At 50.4% G+C, this 23,113-nt stretch carries 22 protein-coding genes and 1 tRNA gene; 22 read left to right on the forward strand and 1 reads right to left on the reverse strand.

All coding sequences use genetic code 11. From position 1 onward, the window contains the following. Positions 1 to 58: 58 nt before the first annotated feature. The 22 genes from rpsO (at position 59) to EYB48_RS09405 (ending at position 21,048) form a co-directional block, all read left to right on the forward strand. On the forward strand, positions 59 to 328 hold the full coding sequence (gene rpsO / locus EYB48_RS09300; RefSeq protein ID WP_162020069.1) for a 30S ribosomal protein S15: 270 nt from the start codon (positions 59 to 61) through the stop codon (positions 326 to 328). Positions 329 to 574: 246 nt separating this feature from the next. Then, a complete protein-coding gene (pnp, locus tag EYB48_RS09305) occupies positions 575 to 2,713 on the forward strand; it encodes a polyribonucleotide nucleotidyltransferase (protein ID WP_162020070.1) in 2,139 nt (712 codons plus the stop codon). Positions 2,714 to 2,900: 187 nt separating this feature from the next. Then, the gene (locus tag EYB48_RS09310) at positions 2,901 to 3,881 is read left to right on the forward strand and encodes an NAD(P)H-quinone oxidoreductase (RefSeq protein WP_162020317.1); all 981 of its coding nucleotides are present in this window, start codon (positions 2,901 to 2,903) and stop codon (positions 3,879 to 3,881) included. Between the two features lie 144 nt (positions 3,882 to 4,025). After that, positions 4,026 to 4,778 (forward strand): triose-phosphate isomerase, encoded by a 753-nt coding sequence (gene tpiA / locus EYB48_RS09315; protein WP_162020071.1) that lies wholly within the window; start codon positions 4,026 to 4,028, stop codon positions 4,776 to 4,778. 39 nt (positions 4,779 to 4,817) lie between these two features. After that, positions 4,818 to 5,177: a preprotein translocase subunit SecG gene (gene secG, locus EYB48_RS09320; protein WP_162020072.1), complete on the forward strand. Its 360-nt coding sequence runs from the start codon at positions 4,818 to 4,820 to the stop codon at positions 5,175 to 5,177. Between the two features lie 190 nt (positions 5,178 to 5,367). Continuing rightward, positions 5,368 to 5,452: transfer RNA gene (locus EYB48_RS09325), tRNA-Leu, on the forward strand. A 112-nt stretch (positions 5,453 to 5,564) separates the two neighbouring features. Beyond that, positions 5,565 to 5,924: an NADH-quinone oxidoreductase subunit A gene (locus tag EYB48_RS09330; protein ID WP_162020073.1), complete on the forward strand. Its 360-nt coding sequence runs from the start codon at positions 5,565 to 5,567 to the stop codon at positions 5,922 to 5,924. A gap of 6 nt (positions 5,925 to 5,930) precedes the next feature. Continuing rightward, positions 5,931 to 6,407 carry a NuoB/complex I 20 kDa subunit family protein gene (locus tag EYB48_RS09335; RefSeq protein ID WP_162020074.1) on the forward strand — a complete coding sequence of 159 codons (477 nt, stop codon included), beginning with the start codon at positions 5,931 to 5,933 and terminating at the stop codon, positions 6,405 to 6,407. A 29-nt stretch (positions 6,408 to 6,436) separates the two neighbouring features. Beyond that, positions 6,437 to 7,033 (forward strand): NADH-quinone oxidoreductase subunit C, encoded by a 597-nt coding sequence (locus tag EYB48_RS09340; protein ID WP_162020075.1) that lies wholly within the window; start codon positions 6,437 to 6,439, stop codon positions 7,031 to 7,033. Next, the gene (locus EYB48_RS09345) at positions 7,033 to 8,286 is read left to right on the forward strand and encodes an NADH-quinone oxidoreductase subunit D (protein WP_162020076.1); all 1,254 of its coding nucleotides are present in this window, start codon (positions 7,033 to 7,035) and stop codon (positions 8,284 to 8,286) included. The genes EYB48_RS09340 and EYB48_RS09345 overlap by 1 nt, the downstream gene beginning before the upstream one ends. Positions 8,287 to 8,320: 34 nt before the next feature. Next, on the forward strand, positions 8,321 to 8,809 hold the full coding sequence (gene nuoE / locus EYB48_RS09350) for an NADH-quinone oxidoreductase subunit NuoE (protein ID WP_162020077.1): 489 nt from the start codon (positions 8,321 to 8,323) through the stop codon (positions 8,807 to 8,809). Beyond that, complete coding sequence (nuoF, locus tag EYB48_RS09355; RefSeq protein ID WP_162020078.1) at positions 8,809 to 10,104, forward strand: NADH-quinone oxidoreductase subunit NuoF; 1,296 nt, start codon at positions 8,809 to 8,811, stop codon at positions 10,102 to 10,104. The genes nuoE and nuoF overlap by 1 nt, the downstream gene beginning before the upstream one ends. Positions 10,105 to 10,136: 32 nt before the next feature. Continuing rightward, positions 10,137 to 12,443 (forward strand): NADH-quinone oxidoreductase subunit NuoG, encoded by a 2,307-nt coding sequence (gene nuoG, locus EYB48_RS09360; protein WP_162020079.1) that lies wholly within the window; start codon positions 10,137 to 10,139, stop codon positions 12,441 to 12,443. Beyond that, on the forward strand, positions 12,443 to 13,507 hold the full coding sequence (nuoH, locus tag EYB48_RS09365; protein WP_162020080.1) for an NADH-quinone oxidoreductase subunit NuoH: 1,065 nt from the start codon (positions 12,443 to 12,445) through the stop codon (positions 13,505 to 13,507). The genes nuoG and nuoH overlap by 1 nt, the downstream gene beginning before the upstream one ends. 12 nt (positions 13,508 to 13,519) lie before the next feature. Continuing rightward, positions 13,520 to 14,008, forward strand: coding sequence for an NADH-quinone oxidoreductase subunit NuoI (nuoI, locus tag EYB48_RS09370; protein WP_162020081.1), 489 nt, complete (start codon positions 13,520 to 13,522; stop codon positions 14,006 to 14,008). A 16-nt stretch (positions 14,009 to 14,024) separates the two neighbouring features. Continuing rightward, positions 14,025 to 14,657, forward strand: a complete 633-nt coding sequence (locus tag EYB48_RS09375) for an NADH-quinone oxidoreductase subunit J (protein WP_162020082.1) — start codon at positions 14,025 to 14,027, stop codon at positions 14,655 to 14,657. 2 nt (positions 14,658 to 14,659) lie between these two features. Further along, positions 14,660 to 14,968, forward strand: coding sequence for an NADH-quinone oxidoreductase subunit NuoK (gene nuoK / locus EYB48_RS09380; RefSeq protein ID WP_162020083.1), 309 nt, complete (start codon positions 14,660 to 14,662; stop codon positions 14,966 to 14,968). A gap of 78 nt (positions 14,969 to 15,046) precedes the next feature. Beyond that, complete coding sequence (gene nuoL / locus EYB48_RS09385; protein WP_162020084.1) at positions 15,047 to 17,098, forward strand: NADH-quinone oxidoreductase subunit L; 2,052 nt, start codon at positions 15,047 to 15,049, stop codon at positions 17,096 to 17,098. 26 nt (positions 17,099 to 17,124) lie between these two features. Continuing rightward, positions 17,125 to 18,618: an NADH-quinone oxidoreductase subunit M gene (locus tag EYB48_RS09390; protein WP_162020085.1), complete on the forward strand. Its 1,494-nt coding sequence runs from the start codon at positions 17,125 to 17,127 to the stop codon at positions 18,616 to 18,618. A 77-nt stretch (positions 18,619 to 18,695) separates the two neighbouring features. Further along, complete coding sequence (gene nuoN, locus EYB48_RS09395) at positions 18,696 to 20,171, forward strand: NADH-quinone oxidoreductase subunit NuoN (protein ID WP_162020086.1); 1,476 nt, start codon at positions 18,696 to 18,698, stop codon at positions 20,169 to 20,171. A 9-nt stretch (positions 20,172 to 20,180) separates the two neighbouring features. Continuing rightward, the gene (locus EYB48_RS09400) at positions 20,181 to 20,504 is read left to right on the forward strand and encodes a DUF2818 family protein (protein WP_162020087.1); all 324 of its coding nucleotides are present in this window, start codon (positions 20,181 to 20,183) and stop codon (positions 20,502 to 20,504) included. Further along, positions 20,497 to 21,048 (forward strand): NUDIX domain-containing protein, encoded by a 552-nt coding sequence (locus tag EYB48_RS09405; RefSeq protein ID WP_162020088.1) that lies wholly within the window; start codon positions 20,497 to 20,499, stop codon positions 21,046 to 21,048. The genes EYB48_RS09400 and EYB48_RS09405 overlap by 8 nt, the downstream gene beginning before the upstream one ends. 117 nt (positions 21,049 to 21,165) lie before the next feature. Here EYB48_RS09405 and EYB48_RS09410 read toward each other — a convergent pair whose 3' ends face one another. Continuing rightward, on the reverse strand, positions 21,166 to 22,794 hold the full coding sequence (locus EYB48_RS09410; RefSeq protein ID WP_162020318.1) for an electron transfer flavoprotein-ubiquinone oxidoreductase: 1,629 nt from the start codon (positions 22,792 to 22,794) through the stop codon (positions 21,166 to 21,168). Positions 22,795 to 23,113: the final 319 nt, after the last annotated feature.

Raw genomic sequence — 23,113 nt, forward strand, 5'->3', positions numbered from 1 at the left:
TTCACGATAGCAGAGGTTGTCTTTGGCTCACTTTTGCTATCGCATGTAAAGGAAAATTATGTCTATCGTTAAATCCCAGAAAGCCGCCATCGTTGCGGATAACGCACGTGGTCAGAACGACACTGGCTCTCCAGAAGTTCAAGTTGCTTTGTTGACAGCTCGTATCAACGATCTGAACTCCCACTTCAAAGAACACGGTAAAGATCACCATTCCCGTCGCGGTCTGATCATGATGGTTAACCGTCGTAAAAGCCTGCTGTCTTACCTGAAAGGTAAAGACCTGAACCGTTACCGCGCTCTGATCGAAAAACTCGGTCTGCGTAAGTAATTGTTGCTGTTTCTGGCAAAAAATTTGTAGCAAAAAGCCTGCGTCAGATGATGTCGCAGGCTTTTTGCTTTTGTGGTTTTGATTCTGCGCTGTGTGTAAGTCTGCGCGGATGAAAGCTACGCAGATTTGCTCTGCTGCACGCGGGATTTGTGTGTGCTGATGCAAAAAAGGTGGCCCTCAAGGCTGCTTGTGGTGAGGTGAACGACAGCGCCTGAAAATCTGTCGGCAAAATAGAAAGGACACATTGTGTTTAATAAAGTTACTAAAACCTTCCAATACGGCCAACATCAAGTCACCCTGGAAACCGGTGAAATCGCGCGCCAGGCATCCGGCGCTGTGATGGTTTCTATCGAAGATACCGTTGTGCTGGCAACCGTCGTTGCTAAAAAAGATGCAAAGCCAGGTCAGGATTTCTTCCCATTGACCGTTGATTACATGGAAAAAAGCTACGCAGCTGGCCGTATTCCAGGTGGTTTCTTCAAACGTGAAGGCCGCCCTTCTGAAAAAGAAACACTGACATCCCGTTTGATCGATCGTCCGATTCGTCCACTGTTCCCGGAAGGTTACCTGAATGAAGTTCAGGTAATCGTGCATGTATTGTCGGTCAATCCTGAAATCGACCCTGATATCGCTGCGATGATCGGTGCTTCTGCTGCGATCAGCCTGTCTGGTATTCCTTTCAATGGTCCTCTGGGCGCAGCGCGTGTAGGCTATACAAATGGTCAATACGTTTTGAATCCAACTGCGACTCAGTTGAAAACTTCCGAGATGGATCTGGTTGTTGCCGGTACCGAAGCAGCTGTGCTGATGGTGGAATCCGAAGCGCAGCAATTGTCGGAAGAAGTCATGTTGGGCGCGGTCGTGTATGGTCACGAGCAAATGAAAGTCGTGATCGATGCGATTCACGAGCTGGTACGTGATGCGGGTAAGCCAGAAGTGCAATGGGCGCCGGCAGCTAAAAATGAAGCGCTGATCGCTGCGGTGACTGCAGTTGCTGAACCGCTGTTGCGCGCTGCCTATCAGACTAAAGAAAAGCAAGCACGTACTGAGCAGCTGAAATCGGCCAGTGCTACTGTTGCTGCTGCGTTGGCAGAGCAGGCTGCAGTTGCTGGTGTGGATGCGCCGGATTCCGCAGAAGTTGGCAACATCCTGTTTGATCTGGAAGCAAAAATTGTACGTTCCCAGATCCTGGAAGGTGAGCCACGTATTGATGGCCGTGATACACGCACTGTGCGTCCTATCAGTATCAGTACTGGCGTATTGCCACGTACCCATGGTACCGCTCTGTTCACACGTGGCGAAACGCAGGCGCTGGTAATTGCGACTCTGGGTACAGCACGCGACGAACAGAAAATTGACGCCTTGATGGGTGAATATTCTGACCGCTTCATGTTGCATTACAACATGCCTCCGTTTGCTACTGGCGAAACTGGCCGTGTTGGTACGCCTAAGCGCCGTGAAATCGGCCATGGCCGTCTGGCTAAGCGCGCATTGCAGGCTGCATTGCCTGATCCGGAAGATTTCAGCTACTCCGTACGTCTGGTGTCTGAAATTACAGAGTCCAATGGTTCTTCCTCTATGGCGTCAGTATGCGGTGGCTGTCTGGCACTGATGGATGCGGGTGTGCCGATGAAAGCCCACGTCGCCGGTATCGCGATGGGTCTGATCAAAGATGGCAATAAATTTGCGGTTTTGACAGACATTCTGGGTGATGAAGATCATCTGGGTGATATGGACTTTAAAGTGGCAGGTACTGCCGCCGGTATCACTGCCTTGCAGATGGATATCAAAATTCAGGGCATCACCAAGGAAATCATGCAGGTCGCTTTGGCGCAGGCAAAAGAAGGCCGTATCCATATCCTGGGTAAGATGCAAGAAGCTGTGCCAACCGGTAAGACAGAATTGTCTGACTTTGCGCCACGCCTGATCACTATCAAGATCAATCCTGAAAAAATCCGTGACGTCATCGGTAAGGGTGGTGCAGTGATCCGCGCATTGACTGAAGAAACCGGTACGCAGATCGACATCAGTGATGAAGGTGTGGTCACTATCGCTTCTGTGGATGCTGCTGCAGGTCAGGAAGCTAAACGCCGTATTGAAGAGCTGACTGCTGAAGTTGAAGTAGGTAAGGTCTATGACGGTACAGTGTTGAAATTGCTGGACTTCGGTGCCATCGTTCAGATCATGCCAGGTAAAGATGGCTTGCTGCACATCAGCCAGATCGCAAATGAGCGCGTGAATGCAGTCGCTGACTACCTGAAAGAAGGTCAGCAAGTGCGCGTAAAAGTGCTGGAAACAGATGATCGCGGCCGCTTCAAGCTGTCGATGAAAGCAGCTGTGGCTGAAGGTGCTGATGTTCAGCAGCAACAACAGCAGCAACAGTAATCAATCATCGGCGTTAGCTGAAATTGTGAAAAGCGCCCGTATCATTACGGGCGTTTTTTTATTGGGGTTTACAAAAAAATCTGGCAAGGTGTGCTGGTAAGCTGGAGTGGGCTGAGTGACTTGTCTTTATTGCGCTACTTGGCGGCCTGTGTGTTGAATTGGTGTGTGAAATAGTTGGAGGTGCATGATGCGTGCGATAGAAATTCGTGGTTTTGGTGGTCCGGAAGTGCTGCAGCTTTGCGAGCGCGACATGCCTGTGCCGGGTCCTGGTGAGGTATTGATACGGGTCGGGGCGGCTGGGGTGAACCGGCCTGATGTGTTGCAGCGTATGGGGCTTTATCCGGTGCCGCCTGGTGCTTCGGATTTGCCCGGGCTGGAAGTGGCTGGCGAGATTGTGGCTGGTGATATGACTGGCAGTGACTTGCGCATTGGTGATGCGGTGTGCGCTCTGGTGCAGGGTGGGGGCTATGCTGAATATTGCGTCGCACCGCTGGTGCAGTGTCTGCCTGTTCCGCACGGATTGTCTATGCTGGAAGCGGCATCGCTGCCCGAAACTTACTTTACTGTCTGGAGTAATGTCTTTGACCGTGCACGTCTGCTGCCTGGCGAGAGTTTGCTGGTACAGGGTGGAGCATCCGGCATAGGTGTGGCGGCGGTGCAACTGGCGCGCGCAATGGGTAACCGGGTCTTCGCGACTGCCGGTTCGGATGAGAAATGCCGTGCTGTTGAGGTGTTGGGTGCGGAGCGCTGCATTAACTATAAAACTGAGGACTTTGTACAAGTTGTACGCGAGCTGACCGCTAACCGTGGTGTGGACGTGGTATTGGATATGGTGGCCGGTGATTATCTGCCACGTGAGATGCAGTGTCTGGCGGATGATGGGCGGATAGCGATCATCGCATTGCTGGGTGGGGCTAAGGCGCAAATCGATTTGGGGCAGGTGTTGCGCAGAAGGTTGACAATCACTGGCTCTACTTTGAGGCCGCGTTCCGTGGAGTTTAAGCATGCCATTGCCGCTCAGCTTAAGGAAAAGGTCTGGCCTTTGCTGGAAAATGGGCGGATTAAGCCTGTGATTCATGCGGTACTCCCTTTGCGGGAGGCGGCTCAGGCGCATGTGCTTATGGAGTCCGGGCAGCATATCGGAAAAATCGTCTTGCAGCTCGATTGAGGGCATCAATTTAGCTCCCCGGTTAAGGTCTTAAATGTAAGTGCTTAAATGATAGTGGAAACTTGTTGAATATTGAGGGGCTTGTGGTTTGACCACACTTGTTCCGCGGGATACAATAGACGGTTATTTACATTGAAACTGACTATGCGACGCACTCTTATAGCTGGTAACTGGAAAATGAATGGCAGCTTTGCTGCTAACCGCTCCTTACTTACTGAAATCGTAGCTGGTTTGCCAGCTCAGTCTTCGGCAGATGTACTGGTTTGTGCGCCTGCTCCTTATCTGGCTCAGTGTGCTGATGTGCTGGCTGCTTCGCCAGTCGCATGGGGGGCGCAGGATCTGTCTGTGCATGCGCAGGGTGCGTACACGGGTGAGGTGTCTGCTGCGATGTTGCTGGATTGTGGCTGTCGTTACGTGATAGTCGGGCATTCAGAGCGCCGTGCATATCATGCAGAGTCAGATCAACTGGTCGCGCAGAAGGCATTGCGCGCCGTTGAGGCAGGCCTGAAACCTGTGGTTTGTGTGGGTGAAACGCTGGAGCAGCGTGAGGGTGGTCAGACGAATCAGGTGGTGGGTGCACAGCTTGATGCGGTGCTTGCTCTGCTGACGGTCGAACAGTTGCGTCATATCGTGCTTGCGTATGAGCCGGTTTGGGCGATAGGCACTGGTAAAACCGCGACACCACAAATGGCGCAGGATGTGCATGCTTTCCTGCGTCAGCAGATTGCTGCAAAAGACCAGGGGTTGGGCGCGTCTATGCAAGTTTTGTATGGTGGCAGTATGAAGCCGGATAATGCGGCTGAGTTGCTTTCAATGGCGGATATTGATGGTGGCTTGATTGGTGGTGCGGCGCTGAAATCGGCGGATTTCCTCGCTATTGTCGGTGCAGTGAAGTAATCGCGAATTTGGATATTTAATCTTTTTTGGGTGTTTTGAATGCAAACTTTTTTTACGTTGATCGTTGTGGTGCAAGTGGTTTCGGCGTTGGCTATTATCGGTCTGGTGCTGTTGCAGCACGGTAAAGGTGCTGACATGGGTGCCTCTTTCGGTTCCGGTGCTTCGGGTAGCTTATTTGGTGCGACTGGCTCTTCCAATTTTCTGTCCCGTTCAACTGGTATCGCTGCTGCAATTTTCTTTTCTGCGACGCTGGCGTTGGCAGTGGTGGGCGGCAAAGCTAAAGTTAGTGGTGGTGTGATGGATAATTTGCCTGCGTCGGCTGCTCCGGCCAGTGCGGCAGTATCCGCTGCACCAGCTTCTGCGCCTGCAGATACGCAATCGAATCAGATTCCAAAATAAGTTGTACGGGGCAGAGTGGGTTGGTTTGGTTTGATTTGGTTTTGGGTGCTGAAAAAGCCTGAAGGTCTGGACTCCAAAGTTTGAACCGACTCTGCTGTGTATTTAATTTGTTGCTCAGCAAAAAAACTTCGATTTTATGCCCTTTGTGCGTTGAACAATGGGTGTGGAAGTAGTAGAATGCTGGGCTTAGGCCGACGTGGTGAAATTGGTAGACACGCTATCTTGAGGGGGTAGTGGCGCAAGCTGTACGAGTTCGAGTCTCGTCGTCGGCACCAAGCAAAAAGTCAGATTTTCTTTCCTGGCTTTGTCGAGGAAGTGGTTGTGGGTTTGAAGTCTCTTTCAAAATGCAATTCGCTTCATATGGCGTTCAATTACAGGTAGCCTAACGTGAACCTCGAAAATTATTTCCCAGTTCTTCTATTTATTCTGGTTGGCATCGGTGTTGGTGTATTGCCGCAATTATTAGGTCGCATCCTTGCTCCTTATAAGCCAGATTCCCAAAAAACATCCGCCTATGAGTGCGGCTTCGAGGCATTCGAAGATGCGCGCATGAAGTTTGATGTGCGCTACTACCTGATTGCTATTCTTTTTATTCTGTTTGATCTTGAGACTGCGTTCTTCTTCCCTTGGGGGGTGGCAATGCGTGATCTTGGCTGGCCAGGTTTCCTGATCATGCTGGGTTTTGTCTTGGAATTTGCAGTTGGATTCTGGTACATCTGGAAAAAAGGCGCTCTGGATTGGGAGTGATGGATTATGGCGATTGATGGTGTGTTGAATGAAGGCTTCGTTACGACGACTGCCGATAAGCTGATTAACTGGACCCGTACCGGGTCTATGTGGCCGATGACTTTTGGTCTGGCTTGCTGCGCGGTTGAGATGATGCATGCTGGTGCTTCCAGGTATGACCTGGATCGCTTTGGTGTGGTGTTTCGTCCGTCGCCACGTCAGTCTGACGTCATGATTGTTGCTGGTACGCTGTGCAATAAAATGGCGCCTGCGCTGCGTAAAGTTTACGATCAGATGGCTGAGCCGCGCTGGGTAATCTCTATGGGGTCCTGCGCTAACGGTGGTGGTTATTATCACTATTCGTACTCAGTTGTGCGTGGTTGCGATCGTATCGTGCCTGTTGATATTTATGTTCCGGGCTGCCCACCGACTGCTGAAGCGCTGATGTACGGCATCATCCAGTTGCAGAATAAGATCAAACGTACCAATACTATCGCGCGTTGAGCGATAGGTTGCTGAGGCATTCGTAAATTATGACAACCAAATTAGAGAAACTTGAGGCTGCTGTACAAGCTGTCTTGGGTGAGCGCATCGTTCAGTCGAAAAATGCGCTGGGTGAGTTGACTATCGTTGTTGCGGCTGCAGACTATCTGCAGGTAATGCGTGATCTGCGTGATCACGCAGATACGCATTTTGAAGAGTTGATTGACCTGTGTGGTGTTGATTACTCCACCTACGGTGACGGTGCATGGGATGGGCTGCGTTATGCGGTCGTATCCCATTTGCTGTCTGTGAAGCATAACTGGCGCTTGCGTGTGCGTGTGTTCGCTACGGACGACGACATGCCGGTAGTTGCTTCACTGATTGATGTGTGGAACGCGGCCAACTGGTATGAGCGTGAAGCTTTCGATTTGTACGGTATTTTGTTTGATGGTCACAATGATTTGCGCCGCATTCTGACTGACTATGGATTTATCGGTCATCCGTTCCGTAAAGATTTCCCTGTTTCCGGATATGTTGAGATGCGCTATGACGCTGAACAAAAGCGCGTGGTCTATCAGCCTGTCACCATTGAACCCCGCGAAAATACACCACGTATTATTCGTGAAGAAAATTACGGGATGAAATAATGGCTGAAATTAAGAATTACACCCTGAACTTTGGTCCTCAGCATCCTGCTGCGCACGGTGTGTTGCGTCTGGTGCTGGAGTTGGATGGTGAAGTGATCCAGCGTGCTGATCCGCATATTGGTTTGCTGCATCGCGCGACAGAAAAGTTAGCTGAACAAAAAACCTTCCTGCAGTCCGTGCCTTACATGGATCGCCTCGATTACGTATCCATGATGTGTAACGAGCATGCCTATGTGATGGCGATAGAAAAAATGCTGGGCCTGGAAGTGCCTTTGCGTGCGCAGTACATCCGCGTCATGTTCGATGAAATCACGCGTTTGCTGAACCATCTGTTGTGGATAGGCGCGCATGCGCTGGACGTGGGTGCGATGGCGGTGTTCCTGTACGCATTCCGCGAACGCGAAGACCTGATGGATTGCTACGAAGCGGTATCCGGTGCACGTTTGCATGCGGCTTACTATCGTCCGGGTGGTGTGTATCGTGATCTGCCGGATCAGATGCCTCAGTTCACGACCTCTGCTTTGAAAAACGAAAAAGCAATGCGTCAGATGAACGAGAACCGTCAAGGTTCCTTGCTGGACTTTATTGAAGACTTCACTAACCGTTTCCCTGGTTACGTCGACGAATACGAAACTCTGCTGACTGATAACCGTATCTGGAAACAGCGTCTGGTTGGCGTCGGTGTGGTGTCGCCTGAGCGTGCACTGGCTATGGGTTTCACTGGTGCGATGTTGCGTGGTTCCGGTATTGAATGGGATCTGCGTAAGAAGCAACCGTACGAAGTTTACGACCTGCTTGATTTTGATATTGCTGTCGGTGTGAATGGTGACTGCTACGACCGCTATCTGGTGCGCGTCGAGGAAATGCGTCAGTCTAACCGCATCATCAAACAATGCGTGGAATGGCTGCGGAATAATCCTGGTCCGGTGATCACCAATAATTATAAAGTGGCTCCGCCTGCACGTGTGAACATGAAGTCGAATATGGAAGAACTGATCCATCACTTCAAATTGTTCACTGAAGGCTTCCATGTTCCTGCTGGCGAAGCGTATGCAGCAGTTGAGCATCCAAAAGGTGAGTTCGGTATTTATCTGATGTCTGATGGTGCGAATAAGCCTTACCGGTTGAAGATCCGTGCTCCTGGCTATGCGCACTTGCAAGGTCTGGATGAAATGGCGAAGGGACACATGATTGCTGATGCGGTGACCATTATTGGTACTCAGGATATTGTGTTTGGTGAGATTGATAGATAAAGACGTTGGTTGACGTTGATTCGAGGCATGGGCTATGGTGTTATCAGAGCAGGCATTTAAAAAAATTGATCGTGAACTGGCAAAGTTCCCGGCTGACCAGCGTCAATCCGCTGTGATGGCGGCATTGGCTATTGCTCAAGACGAGACGGGATGGGTTTCCCCTGAAGTGATGCAGACCCTGGCAGACTACATTGGTATGCCAGCTGTCGCCGTTCAGGAAGTGGCCACCTTCTACAACATGTACAACACGAAACCGGTTGGCAAGTTCAAGATTTCTGTGTGTACCAATCTTCCTTGCGCCTTGTCCGGCGGTGAGCGCGCAGCGCATCACCTCAAGCAAAAACTGGGTCTCGATTACAAAGAGACCAGTGCTGACGGACAGTTTACGCTGGTTGAAGGTGAGTGCATGGGCGCTTGCGGCGATGCACCGGTTATGCTCGTGAATAACAAGCGTATGTGCAGCTTCATGTCGAACGACAAAATCGACCATCTGGTTAATGAATTGAAAGAGGCAGGTAAATAATGACGAGTCTGCATAGTCGCCATATTAAGCCTTTGATTCTGGCTGGTTTGGATGGAAAAAACTGGCATCTCGAAGACTATGTCGCACGGGGTGGTTATCAATCCCTGAAGCGCATCCTTTCCGAAAAAATCCCGCCTGAACAGGTTATCGCTGAGCTCAAAGCGTCATCGCTGCGTGGGCGTGGTGGTGCAGGTTTCCCGACTGGTCTGAAGTGGAGTTTCATGCCACGCCAGTTCCCTGGTCAGAAGTACCTGGTCTGTAATACAGATGAGGGTGAGCCTGGTACATTTAAAGACCGCGATATCATTCGCTATAACCCGCATGCCTTGATTGAGGGTATGGCAATCGGTGCGTATGCGATGGGTATCACTGTCGGCTACAACTACATTCACGGCGAAATTTTCGCAGATTACGATCGTTTCGAAGAAGCGATTGAAGAAGCACGTGCAGCTGGGATGTTAGGGAATAACATCGCCGGTTCCGAGTTTTCTTTCCAGCTGCATGCTTTCCATGGTTATGGCGCCTATATCTGCGGCGAAGAAACAGCTTTGCTGGAATCGCTGGAAGGTAAAAAAGGTCAGCCACGCTTTAAACCGCCATTCCCGGCCAGTTTTGGTCTGTATGGCAAGCCGACCACGATCAACAACACCGAAACCTTTGCTGCCGTGCCTTTCGTACTGGCCATGGGTGGTGAGGCCTATGCAGCATTAGGTAAGCCTAACAATGGCGGTACCAAGATTTTCTCTATGTCGGGTGACGTGGCGAAACCAGGTAACTATGAAGTGCCGCTCGGTACCCCGTTTGCGACGCTGCTGGAATTAGCTGGTGGCATGCGCGATGGTAAGAAGATCAAAGCGGTCATCCCTGGTGGTTCCTCGATGCCAGTATTGACTGGTGACGTGATGATGGCGACTGACATGGATTATGACTCCATCGCTAAAGCGGGTTCCATGCTGGGTTCCGGCGCGGTTATCGTGATGGATGAAACACGTTGCATGGTCAAATCCCTGCTGCGTCTGTCTTACTTCTACTTTGAAGAGTCTTGCGGTCAATGTACGCCTTGCCGTGAAGGCACAGGCTGGTTGTATCGCATGGTACATCGCATCGAACATGGTCAGGGCCGTCCGGAAGATCTGGATATGCTCAATTCCATCGCCGACAATATTCAAGGTAAAACGATTTGCGCACTGGGCGACGCTGCAGCAATGCCGGTACGTGCATTCGTGAAGAACTTCCGCGAAGAATTTGAATATCACATCGAGCATAAGCATTGCTTGGTTCCCACTTACCTGTAAGCCAGCTTCGGTTAGCACACTTAGAGTAGACCATGGTTGAAATCGAAATAGACGGCAAAAAAGTCGAAGTCCAAGAAGGTAGTATGGTGATGGATGCTGCCAATAAGCTTGGCACTTACATTCCTCATTTTTGCTATCACAAAAAATTATCTATTGCGGCAAACTGCCGCATGTGTCTGGTTGAGGTTGAAAAAGCACCTAAGCCATTGCCAGCCTGCGCGACTCCGGTCACGCCGGGCATGATCGTGCGTTCTCACAGCGATAAAGCGGTGAAAGCACAAAAAGCGGTAATGGAATTCCTGTTGATTAACCACCCGCTGGATTGCCCTATCTGCGATCAGGGCGGTGAGTGTCAGTTGCAGGATCTGGCGGTAGGTTACGGTGGCACGACTTCACGCTACGAAGAAGAAAAGCGTGTGGTATTCCACAAGGACGTAGGTCCGCTGGTATCGATGGAAGAAATGAGCCGCTGCATACATTGCACGCGCTGCGTCCGTTTCGGCCAGGAGATCGCTGGTGTGATGGAGCTGGGTATGCTCAATCGCGGCGAACACTCCGAGATCACTTCCTTCGTCGGTAAGACAGTTGACTCTGAATTGTCAGGCAACATGATCGATCTGTGCCCGGTCGGTGCACTGACTTCTAAGCCATTCCGCTACTCCGCACGTACCTGGGAATTGTCCCGTCGTAAATCGGTGAGTGCGCATGATGGTCTCGGCTCCAACCTGATCGTTCAGGTGAAGAATCACAAGGTAATGCGCGTTGTTCCTCTCGAAAACGAAGAGATCAACGAGTGCTGGATTTCCGACAAAGACCGCTACTCTTATGAAGGCGTGAACAGCGCTGAGCGTCTGACCAAGCCTATGATCAAGCAAGGTGGTCAATGGCAGGAAACTGACTGGCAAACCGCACTGGAATACGTTGCGCATGGCCTGCGTAATGTCAAGCATGAACACGGTGCTGATTCCATTGCTGCTGTTGTTGCGCCCTATGCGACACTGGAAGAAATGAGCCTGGCACAACGCATCGTACGTGGTCTGGGTTCTGACAATATCGACTTCCGTCTGCGTCAGACTGATTTTGCACTGAACGGCACAGTGAAACCTTGGCTGGGTACCAGCATTGCGCAATTCGCGCAGCTGAAAAATGTATTCGTCATCGGCTCTTTCCTGCGCAAAGACCATCCTTTGCTGGCTGCGCGTCTGCGCCAGTCTGCTAAGCTGGGCGCCAAGTTAAGCGTTCTGAATGCAACGGATGATGACCTGCTGATCAAGCTGGCAAATAAAGTCGTTGCTGCACCATCTGCATGGCTGGCAGAACTGGCCAAAGTAGCGGTAGCCATCGCTGCCAAAAAAGAAGTGGCTGCACCAGCTGGTTTCGAACAGTTTGTAGCTGACAGCACCGCAGAAAATATCGCTGCCAGCCTGATCGCAGGCAAGGCCGGTGTTTTCCTCGGTAACGCAGCGGTTGCACATCCACAGTCTGCACAATTGCACGCGCTGGCACAATGGATTGCTGAACAGACCCAGGCTGATTTCGGTTATCTGACTGAAGCGGCAAATACGGTCGGTGGCTATCTTGCAAACGCCTATCCACAAAAGTCTGCACAAGCGGTTTTCGCGGCGCCTAAGAAAGCCTACATCGTATTGCACGCTGAGCCTTTGCTGGACAGCGCCAATCCGGTTCAGGCCCAGGCTGCACTGGCTCAGGCCGAAATGGTGGTGGTCATGTCACCATTTAAACATGGTGCTGAGTATGCGGACGTATTGCTGCCAGTATCTCCATACACAGAAACAGCCGGTACTTTCGTGAACTGTGAAGGTCGCGCACAAAGCTTCCACGGTGTGGTTCGTCCTTTGGGCGATACCCGTCCCGCATGGAAAGTCTTGCGCGTACTTGGCAATTTGCTGAGCCTGCCTGATTTTGATTTCGAGACTTCCGAAGCAGTACGCGACAGCGTGCTGGCAGGTAAAGACCTTGCGGCTATCCTCAATAACCGTGCTGATATCGCTCCGGTTGCAGTACAAACTGCAAGCGTCGCGCTGGAACGTATCGCTGATGTAGGTATTTATAACACTGACGGTATCGTGCGTCGCGCTGAAGCGCTGCAACAGACTGCAGATGCACGTGCACCGCTGGCGTCGATCAGCGCTGCGCTGGCTGCACAGCTGGGTGCGCAGGATGGTGATTTGTTGAAATTCACTAAAGGTGGTTCGGTATTGTTAAATACACGTATCGATGCTGCATTGCCAGCGAATGTAGTCCGCGTCGCAGCAGCCAATGTGTTGACCGCGAATCTGGATGGTATGTTTGGCGAAATTAACGTGGAGCGTGCGTAATGGATTTGCTGCTCACTTTGCAAAATATGGGTCAGAGTGTATTTGGCTATTACTGGCCTTTTGTCTGGACCTTAATCAAGATCGTTTGCATTACTTTGCCTGTCATGGGTTGCGTTGCGTACCTGACTTTGTGGGAACGTAAGATGATAGGCTGGATGCATATCCGTCTGGGCCCGAATCGTGTCGGTCCTGCCGGGTTGTTGCAGCCGATTGCTGACGCCCTGAAGCTCTTGCTCAAGGAAATCGTTGTTCCGGCAAAAGCAAATAAAGTCTTGTTTATCTTGGCGCCGGTCATGACCATCATGCCTGCGCTGGCAGCCTGGTCGGTTATTCCTTTTGGTCCAGAGACAGTGCTGGCGAATGTGAATGCAGGTCTGTTGCTGATCATGGCGATCACTTCCATGGAAGTGTACGGCATCATCATCGCAGGCTGGGCATCGAACTCTAAGTATGCTTTCCTCGGTGCGATGCGTGCTTCTGCACAGATGGTGTCCTATGAAATCGCGATGGGTTTCGTGCTGGTGATCGTACTGATGGTATCCGGCAGTCTGAATCTGACTGATATCGTCAATTCCCAGACTAAGGGTTTTGCTGCGAGCCATGGTTTCAATCTGTTCTCCTGGAACTGGTTGCCATTGCTGCCTATGTTTGTCGTGTATGTGATTTCCGGTATTGCGGAAACCAACCGTCACCCGTTTGACGTGGTTGAAGGTGAGTCTGAAATCGTTGCCGGTCACATGGTTGAATACTCCGGTATGTCGTTTGCGATGTTCTTCCTGGCTGAATACGCTAACATGATCCTGATCTCTGCGATGGCATCCCTGATGTTCCTCGGCGGCTGGTCGGCACCATTGGCCTTCCTGGACTTTATCCCTGGCTGGATCTGGCTTGGTATAAAGACTTTCTTTGTGGTTTCCCTGTTTATCTGGGCACGTGCATCTTTCCCACGCTATCGCTATGACCAGATTATGCGTCTGGGTTGGAAAGTATTCATTCCGCTGACCCTGGTGTACTTGGTAATCGTTGCAGCTTGGATGCAAACCTCCTGGAATATTTGGAAGTAAGAGGCTAGAAAAATGGAAGCAATTAAAGATTTTTTTGGCAGCCTGATGCTGCGCGAACTGATTAAGGGGCTGGCACTGACTGGTCGCTACATGTTCGCTCGCAAAATTACTGTCCAATTTCCTGAGGAAAAAACGCCACAGTCCCCACGTTTCCGTGGTCTGCATGCACTGCGTCGTTATCCAAATGGTGAAGAGCGTTGTATCGCCTGTAAATTGTGCGAAGCAGTTTGTCCTGCAATGGCGATCACCATTGAATCCGACCAGCGTGAAGATGGTAGCCGTCGTACCACACGTTATGATATCGATCTGACCAAATGTATATTCTGTGGATTCTGCGAAGAGTCCTGCCCGGTCGATTCGATTGTTGAAACGCATGTGCTGGAATATCACGGTGAAAAACGTGGCGACCTGTACTTCACCAAAGAGATGCTGCTTGCTGTAGGTGATCGTTACGAGAACGAAATCGCCGCAGCCCGCGCTGCTGACGCTGCTTACCGCTAATTGGATAGAATTCGATATGGAATTTACCACTGTTTTATTTTATGTTTTTTCAGCGATTCTGGTGCTGGCAGCCACGCAGGTGATCACTGCCAGAAATCCGGTTCATGCAGCGCTGTTCCTGGTGCTGTCATTTTTCACAGCAGCTGGCATCTGGATGCTGTTGAAAGCTGAATTCCTGGCGATCGTACTGGTGCTGGTGTATGTCGGTGCCGTCATGGTGCTGTTTCTGTTCGTCGTGATGATGCTGGATATTAATATCGACAAACTGCGTGCCGGATTCTGGAGCCATTTCCCTTTGGCTGCTACTGTAGGTGTCGTGATCGTGCTGGAAATGTCTGCGGTTTTATGGAAAGGCTTCCTGCTTCCGTTTAACCACGTACCTGCAGCGTCTGATAACTTAGGTAATACCAAGAACCTGGGTGTGATTATTTTCACGCAGTATCCGTTTGCGTTTGAGGTTGCCGCTGCAATTCTGTTGCTGGCTATCGTTGCCGCGGTTGCTCTGACTCTGCGTAAGCGTAAAGACAGTAAATATGTCGACCCGGCACAGGCTGTCAAAGTGAAAGCATCTGACCGTGTACGCATCGTCAAGATGAAAGCTGAATCTGAGCGTGTGGCTGACGCATCCACCGCGGCTAAGGAGAACTGATCATGGGTTTGTCTCTGACACACTACTTAATCCTGGGCGCGATACTGTTCGCAATTTCTATCGTCGGTATTTTTCTGAATCGTAAAAATATCATCGTCTTGCTGATGGCGATTGAGCTGATGCTGTTGGCTGTGAATATCAACTTTATTGCATTCTCCCATTACCTGGGTGATGCAGCAGGTCAGATTTTCGTCTTCTTCATTCTGACGGTAGCAGCGGCAGAATCGGCGATAGGTCTGGCTATCTTGGTCGTACTGTTCCGTAATCTGGATACGATCAATGTCGAAGATCTGGACGCATTAAAGGGATAATGATGGCGGGTCGTTATTGGATAACGACCCATCATTCGCTGGCGATTTAAAAAAGTAATAAGCTAACAAAGGGTCATCATGGCGGGGCAACTTAACCCACAACTATTATTGGCTGTACCTCTGGCTCCATTGGCAGGATCTGCCATTGCAGGTTTGCTGGGCACCAAGTTTTTCGGTAACGTCGTCGGGCGTAAAGTCTCACACACGGCGACTATCCTTGGCGTTCTGGTCGCGTTCATCCTTTCGTGTATGACGCTCAGTTCACTGCTGGATGGTGCACCGGTCTACAATGCGACTTTATATCAGTGGATGGAAGTCGCTGGTCTGAAGCTGGAAGTCGGTTTCCTGGTCGATAATCTGACGGCCATGATGATGTGCGTGGTGACCTTCGTGTCGCTCATGGTGCATATCTATACCATCGGTTATATGCAGGAAGACGAAGGCTATAACCGCTTCTTCTCGTATATCTCCCTGTTCACTTTCTCCATGCTGATGCTGGTGATGAGTAACAACTTCCTGCAATTGTTCTTTGGCTGGGAAGCGGTGGGCCTGGTGTCTTATCTGCTGATTGGCTTCTGGTATACCAAGCCAACGGCGATCTACGCGAACATGAAGGCATTCCTGGTCAACCGTGTCGGTGACTTTGGCTTCATACTCGGTATCGGCTTGCTGCTTGCTTACTCAGGCTCGATGAATTACGCGGAAGTCTTCGCTAAGAAAGAAGAGCTGGCGACAGTATTGTTGCCAGGCACAGACTGGATGCTGATTACCGTTGCCTGTATCTGCCTGTTTATCGGTGCGATGGGTAAATCTGCTCAGTTCCCGCTGCACGTCTGGTTGCCTGACTCCATGGAAGGCCCGACACCGATTTCCGCGCTGATTCACGCCGCAACTATGGTGACTGCAGGTATCTTCATGGTATCCCGTATGTCTCCGTTGTTTGAATTGTCCGATACCGCCTTGTCCTTTATTCTGGTTATCGGTTCGATTGCCGCCTTGTTTATGGGCTTCCTGGGTATCATCCAGAACGATATCAAGCGCGTTGTTGCTTACTCTACGCTGTCCCAGCTGGGTTATATGACAGTCGCCCTGGGTGCTTCAGCCTACTCGGTTGCTGTTTTCCATCTGATGACACATGCGTTCTTTAAAGCGCTGCTGTTCTTAGGTGCAGGTTCTGTGATTATCGGTATGCATCATGATCAGGACATCCGTAACATGGGTGGTCTGCGTAAGTACATGCCAATCACCTGGATCACGTCCTTGCTGGGTTCCCTGGCGCTGATCGGTACTCCGTTTTTCTCCGGCTTCTACTCTAAAGACAGCATTATCGAAGCAGTGCAGGCTTCACATCTGGCAGGCGCTGGCTTTGCTCAGTTTGCGACGCTGGCTGGTGTATTCGTGACTGCCTTCTATTCTTTCCGTATGTACTTCCTGGTATTCCACGGTAAGGAAAACTTCGGTCACGCCCATGATCATCATGGCCATGATGCACACGATGCGCATGATGATCACGGCGATCATCACCATGGACTGGCTCCAGGTCAGAAACCGCATGAATCACCATTCGTGGTCTGGTTCCCATTGGTTGCGCTGGCAATTCCTTCGGTCGCTATCGGTTTCATCGCCATCGAACCGATGTTGTTCGGCAGCTTCTTCAATAACGTGATTTTCGTTAATGAAGCACATCACGCGATGGCAGAGCTGAAACACGAGTTCCATGGCCCGGTAGCAATGGCCGTGCATGCACTGACATCCTTGCCACTGTGGCTGGCGATTGCAGGTGTAGCCTTGTCGTATTTCTTCTACATGGTGAAACCAGCGATTCCGACTGCAATCAAGAAAAATGCAAGCGCAATCTACACGCTGCTGGACAATAAATACTACATGGATCGCTTCAATGAGATCGTATTTGCAGGTGGCGCACGCTTACTGGGTGGCGGCCTGTGGAATATTGGTGACAAGGGTCTGATTGACGGTCTGATTGTCAACGGAAGTGCCAAAGTTGTAGGCTGGTCTTCCCGCGTCATCCGTTTGTTCCAGAGTGGTTATATCTATCACTATGCTTTTGTAATGATTTTGGGCGTACTGGCATTCCTCGTCTATTTCATGCCTTTCCCTTTTGCTAAATAAGTGACCTCAGCGATAACAATATAATCATGATGCAGTCGACCTCTTCTTTACTCAGCCTTGCGATCTGGTGCCCTATCGCGTTCGGCATATTTGTCCTGGCGTTCGGCCGGGACAGCAATCCAGGGCTGGTACGTGGCTTATCTCTGATAGGTTCCTTAGCCAGTTTTCTTGTGACTTTGCCTTTGATCAAAAACTTTGATAATGCTGCGCATGGCATGCAGTTTGTCGAGAAGTTTTCATGGATAGAAAAGTTTAATGTTTTCTATGCACTCGGTATCGATGGTATCTCTTTGTGGCTGGTACCCCTGACCGCGTTTATCACTGTGATCGTGGTGATCGCTGCATGGGAAGTGGTCGAGAAGCAGGTCGCACAATATATGGGCGCATTCCTGATCTTGTCAGGACTGATGATCGGTGTGTTCTGCGCGACAGACGGTTTGCTGTTCTATGTATTCTTCGAAGCGACGCTGATTCCTATGTACATCATCGTCGGTATCTGGGGCGGCCCGAACCGCGTGTATGCAGCATTTAAGTTTTTCCTGTACACCTTGCTCGGTTCTTTGCTGACTCTGGTTGCTGTGATTTATCTGTATATCAAAGCGGGTCACTCGTTTGATATCCTGGTATGGCACAAACTGCCTTTGCCACTGCACACACAGATTATGATCTTCTGCGCATTCCTGATGGCATTCGCGGTCAAGGTACCTATGTGGCCCGTGCATACCTGGTTGCCTGATGCTCACGTTGAAGCGCCTACCGGTGGTTCCGTGGTGTTGGCTGCGATCATGCTGAAACTGGGCGCTTATGGTTTCCTGCGCTTCTCCCTGCCTATCGCACCGGACGCGAGCCACTACATGGCCGGTTTCATGATTACCTTGTCGCTGATTGCTGTGATCTATATTGGTCTGGTCGCATTGGTACAGGCCGATATGAAGAAACTGGTAGCCTATTCTTCTATCGCTCACATGGGTTTCGTGACTTTAGGCTTCTTCATGTTTAACGACATGTCGGTTCAAGGTGCGATCGTGCAAATGATTTCTCACGGTTTCATTTCCGGCGCGATGTTCCTGTGTATCGGTGTATTGTATGACCGCGTACACTCCCGTCAGATCGTTGACTACGGTGGTGTGGTCAACACAATGCCGCGTTTCGCTGCTTTCTTCGTGTTGTTCTCCATGGCTAACTGCGGTTTGCCTGCGACGTCCGGCTTCGTCGGCGAATTCATGGTGATCCTGGGTGCAGTGAAGTTTAACTTCTGGATCGGTATGCTGGCAGCAACAGCTCTGATCTTTGGTGCAGCTTATTCGCTGTGGATGGTTAAACGCGTGGTATTCGGTCAGATTGTTCATGATCATGTTGCAAAACTCACAGATCTGAACATGCGTGAATTCTTCATGCTGGGTGTGTTGGCTATCGCAGTACTGGCGATGGGTCTGTATCCAGCAGTATTTACAGATGCGATGCAAGTCTCGGTATCTGATTTGTTGAAGCACGTTGCGACATCGAAGGTATTACCTTAACAGAGGATGTAGCCAGGTAAGCGGGCCGCAGCGGCTTATTGCTGCGGCAGCGATCAATGCTAGTAGAACGAAATAATATGAACTTCATACCACTTTATCCCGAAATGTTTTTGCTGGTGGCCATTTGCGCCATTTTGCTGATCGACATGTTCCTGTCAGATGGCAAACGCAATCTGACTTATGTGCTCAGTTTGCTTGCACTGGCTGTCACCGCCGCATTGACAGTGGGTACGGCTGATCCGGTTGCATCTGTGTACGTCAGCAATAACATGTTTGTGTCTGACCCTATGTCGGTCATGCTGAAACTGGCTTCTTACGCAGCAGTTGCGATGACACTGGTCTATTCCCGTCAGTATGTGACAGACCGCGGTATGAGTAATGGAAAACTGGGCGGCGAGTTCTACGTGCTGGCTCTGTTTTCCTTGCTTGGTCAGATGGTCATGATCTCCGGCAATAATTTCCTGGTGATTTATTTGGGCCTCGAGTTGATGTCACTGTCTTTGTATGCGCTGGTTGCATTGCGCCGTGAACATACAGTCTCGACAGAAGCGGCGATGAAGTACTTCATTCTTGGCGCACTGGCATCTGGCTTTATGCTGTACGGTATTTCTATGTTGTACGGTGCGACGGGTTCACTGGAACTGGCTGAAGTATCGAAAGAGGCTGCATCTGCAACTGCAAACAAAACAATTCTGGTATTTGGTATCGTATTCCTGGTAGCTGGTCTGGCCTTTAAACTGGGTGTTGTTCCTTTCCACATGTGGGTACCTGACGTGTATCAGGGTTCTCCTACTGCAGTGACTTTGCTGCTGGGTGGCGCACCTAAGCTTGCAGCATTCGCGATTACTTTCCGTCTGTTGGTGGAAGGCTTGTTCCCGCAAGCGGTTGATTGGCAGCAGATGTTGGTGGTGCTGGCGGTGATGTCCATGGCGATCGGTAATATCACCGCGATTGCACAGACTAATCTGAAGCGTATGCTGGCTTACTCCACCATTTCCCAAATGGGCTTCATGTTGCTGGGCCTGCTGTCCGGTGTATCGAATGGCAGCTCCGCTCTGGCAGCAGATGCTTACAGTGCATCCATGTTCTACAGCATTACTTATGTGTTGACCACATTGGGAACTTTCGGCGTGATCATGCTGTTGTCACGCTCAGGTTTTGAAGCTGAGAATCTGGATGATCTGAAAGGTCTGAACAAGCGTTCACCATGGTTCGCATTTGTCATGTTGCTGTTGATGTTCTCGCTGGCAGGTATTCCTCCGCTGATGGGCTTCTATGCAAAATTGTCGGTACTGCAGTCAGTGGTGGCAACTGGTCAGATCTGGCTCGCTGTGGTTGCGGTCTTGTTCTCACTGATCGGTACTTTCTATTATCTGCGCGTCGTCAAGCTGATGTACTTTGATGAAGCTCAGGACAGCAATCTGATTAATCCGACAGCAGACGTACGTATTGTTTTGAGCCTGAATGGGCTGGCGGTTCTGGTAATGGGCTTGTTGCCTAGCGGCCTGATGTCCGCGTGCCTGAACGCCATCGTCAAAACACTGGCTTCCTAAAGGTGAGTTTTGCATAGTTCAGTCTCTGTCTGGTTATTGGTAGGGTTTGCAGTGTTTGCTGCAAACCTGCCTTTTCTGAATGAACGCTGTTTCGCAATTTTCGCGCTACAGCGTTTTTCTTTGTCTAAGCCTGTTTTTATTCGGCTACTTGAATTGCTGGCGCTTTACTTTGTCGTGCTGGGACTGGGGTTTTTCCTTGAGGCGCAACTCGGCAATCGTTTCCCACAAGGATGGGAATTTTATGCGACGACTTTGTGCTTATTTCTGGTATTGAGTTTCCCCGGATTTGTGCTGCGCTATCTGGTGAAACGCAGGGGCGTCCGTCATGAGTGATGAGCAGCTCAGAGAGCAACGTATAGACAGCAGGCTCGCGTATGACGGTGATTTCTTGCGGGTGAATAAGGATACCATCGCACTACCAGACGGCAAGACCGCAACCCGCGAGTACATCCTGCATCCTGGCGCGGTGGTGGTGATTCCCTTACTCGACGATGGCAGGGTATTGATGGAGCGCCAGTTCCGCTACCCTTTGGACCGCGTATTCATCGAATTCCCTGCCGGGAAAATCGATGCAGGTGAGGATATTCTGGCTTGTGCCAAGCGCGAGTTGCAGGAAGAAACCGGCTACAAGGCAACCGATTGGCAGCATGTGTGTACCATTCACAATGCCATCGCTTACTCAGATGAGCACTTAGAAATTTATTTGGCCAAGGGGCTGCAGGCAGGTGAAGCCAGCCTTGATGAAGAAGAATTTTTAGAGACGTTTTTCGCAACGCCGGAGCAGCTTCTGGCTTGGGTTAAGGATGGCAGTATCACCGATGTGAAAACGATCATCGGCATCTTTTGGCTGGAAAAAATTCTCAGTAAAAGCTGGTGAATGCAGACTGCAGGTCTTCGTCTTGCGCCAGCCTGCAGCAAAGTGCTATACACAGTGCGATCATCGCGCTATAAATACAGCGCCATAAAAAAGCCGTCGTTTGCGACGGCTTTTTGCTTACATATTCGGGTAGTTAGGACCACCACCGCCTTCAGGCGTCACCCACACGATATTTTGTGTCGGGTCTTTAATGTCACAGGTCTTACAGTGCACACAGTTTTGTGCATTAATTTGCAGCTTATCCTGACCATCATCCGTTTTAGTAAATTCATACACACCAGCCGGGCAATATCTGCTTTCCGGGCCCGCATATTTAGCCAGATTGACAGAGACAGGCACATCCGGATTTTTCAAGGTCAGATGGATAGGCTGATCTTCGGCGTGATTGGTATTCGAAATAAATACTGAGGACAGCCGGTCAAAAGTCAGTTTGCCATCTGGCTTAGGATAATTGATAGGCTGGAACTCGGACGCCGGGCGCAGGCACTCATGGTCAGCATGGGTATGACGCAAAGTCCATGGTGCTTTACCACCTAACAGTACCTGATCTATCCCCACCATCAATGTGCCCAGGTACAGACCTTTGCTCATCCAAGGCTTGAAGTTACGTGCCACATGCAATTCCTCATGCAGCCACGATGCTTCAAATGCACTAGCGTAGGCTGTCACTTCGTCATACTGACGGTTTTCTTGCAAGGCATCAAATACCGCATTCGCTGCCAGCATACCGGTCTTAATCGCAGCATGGCTGCCTTTGATGCGGCTTGCATTGAGGAAGCCCGCATCACAACCTATCAACGCACCACCCGGGAACGTCAGTTTTGGCAAGGATTGCAAACCACCAGCCGTAATGGCACGTGCGCCATAGGCAATACGCTTACCGCCCTCAAAGAATTTGCGGATTTCCGGATGCGTTTTATAGCGCTGGAACTCTTCATAAGGTGAGAGATACGGATTTTCATAACCCAGACCCACCACATAACCCACTGCGACCTGATTATTTTCCAGGTGGTACAGGAAGGAACCGCCATAGGTGCTGCTATCCAGTGGCCAGCCAGCGGAGTGGATTACCAGACCTGGCTGATGTTTGGCCGGATCGATTTCCCACAGTTCTTTAATGCCGATACCGTAGGTTTGCGGGTCTTTGCCTTTGTTCAGATCAAATTTACTGATCAGCTGTTTGCCCAGATGACCACGCGCGCCTTCTGCAAACAATGTGTATTTTGCATGCAGTTCCATACCCAGCTGGAAGGCCGGACCTGGCTCACCTTCGCGATTGACACCCATATTGCCGGTGGCGACACCTTTGACCGAACCGTCATCGTTGTACAGCACCTCAGCCGCGCTGAAACCAGGGAAAATTTCTACGCCCAGATTTTCTGCTTGCTGTCCCAGCCAACGCACTACATTGGCGAGTGAAATCACATAATTGCCGTGATTCTGGAAGCAGGATGGCAGTAAAAAGTTCGGTGTTTTATAAGCTTTGGTCTCCGATAAAAACAGGAAGCGGTCTTCCGTCACTTCTGTATTCAGAGGTGCACCAAGTTCTTTCCAATTTGGGATCAGTTCCGTTAATGCTTTTGGATCCATTACTGCGCCGGACAAAATATGCGCGCCCAGTTCGCCGCCTTTTTCCAGCACGCAAACTGACACTTCATTGCCTTTTTCTGCGGCCAGCTGTTTTAATTTGATTGCGGCAGACAAACCTGCAGGACCGCCGCCGACGATCACGACGTCATACTCCATCGCATCGCGGGGGCCGTACTGTTCAAGAATGTTTTGTGTCATGGCTGTAATCGCTTTCAGAAAATTTTTCGAACGAACGTGCTAAATTAGTCACAGCATGGTATATGCTGAAAACGCATTCTGCAAGTTCTGGATTAGGCGCACGCCCCTAGATTTACACCCGCATTTGACTCATCTCTGGCAGGTTTTTATTTTCAGTGAACTGAGCATGTTACAGATCAGTGTGATTAGCCTGAGAGTGTGACAAACTGCGCTTCGAGGTGCTTATTTGCTTAGCCGGGGTTGATGAGCCTATCCTTTTTTTCCTGCTTTGCAGGTT

Source organism: Cognatundibacterium crateris (assembly GCF_010078235.1).
In the GTDB taxonomy this organism is placed as follows: domain Bacteria; phylum Pseudomonadota; class Gammaproteobacteria; order Burkholderiales; family Burkholderiaceae_D; genus Undibacterium; species Undibacterium crateris.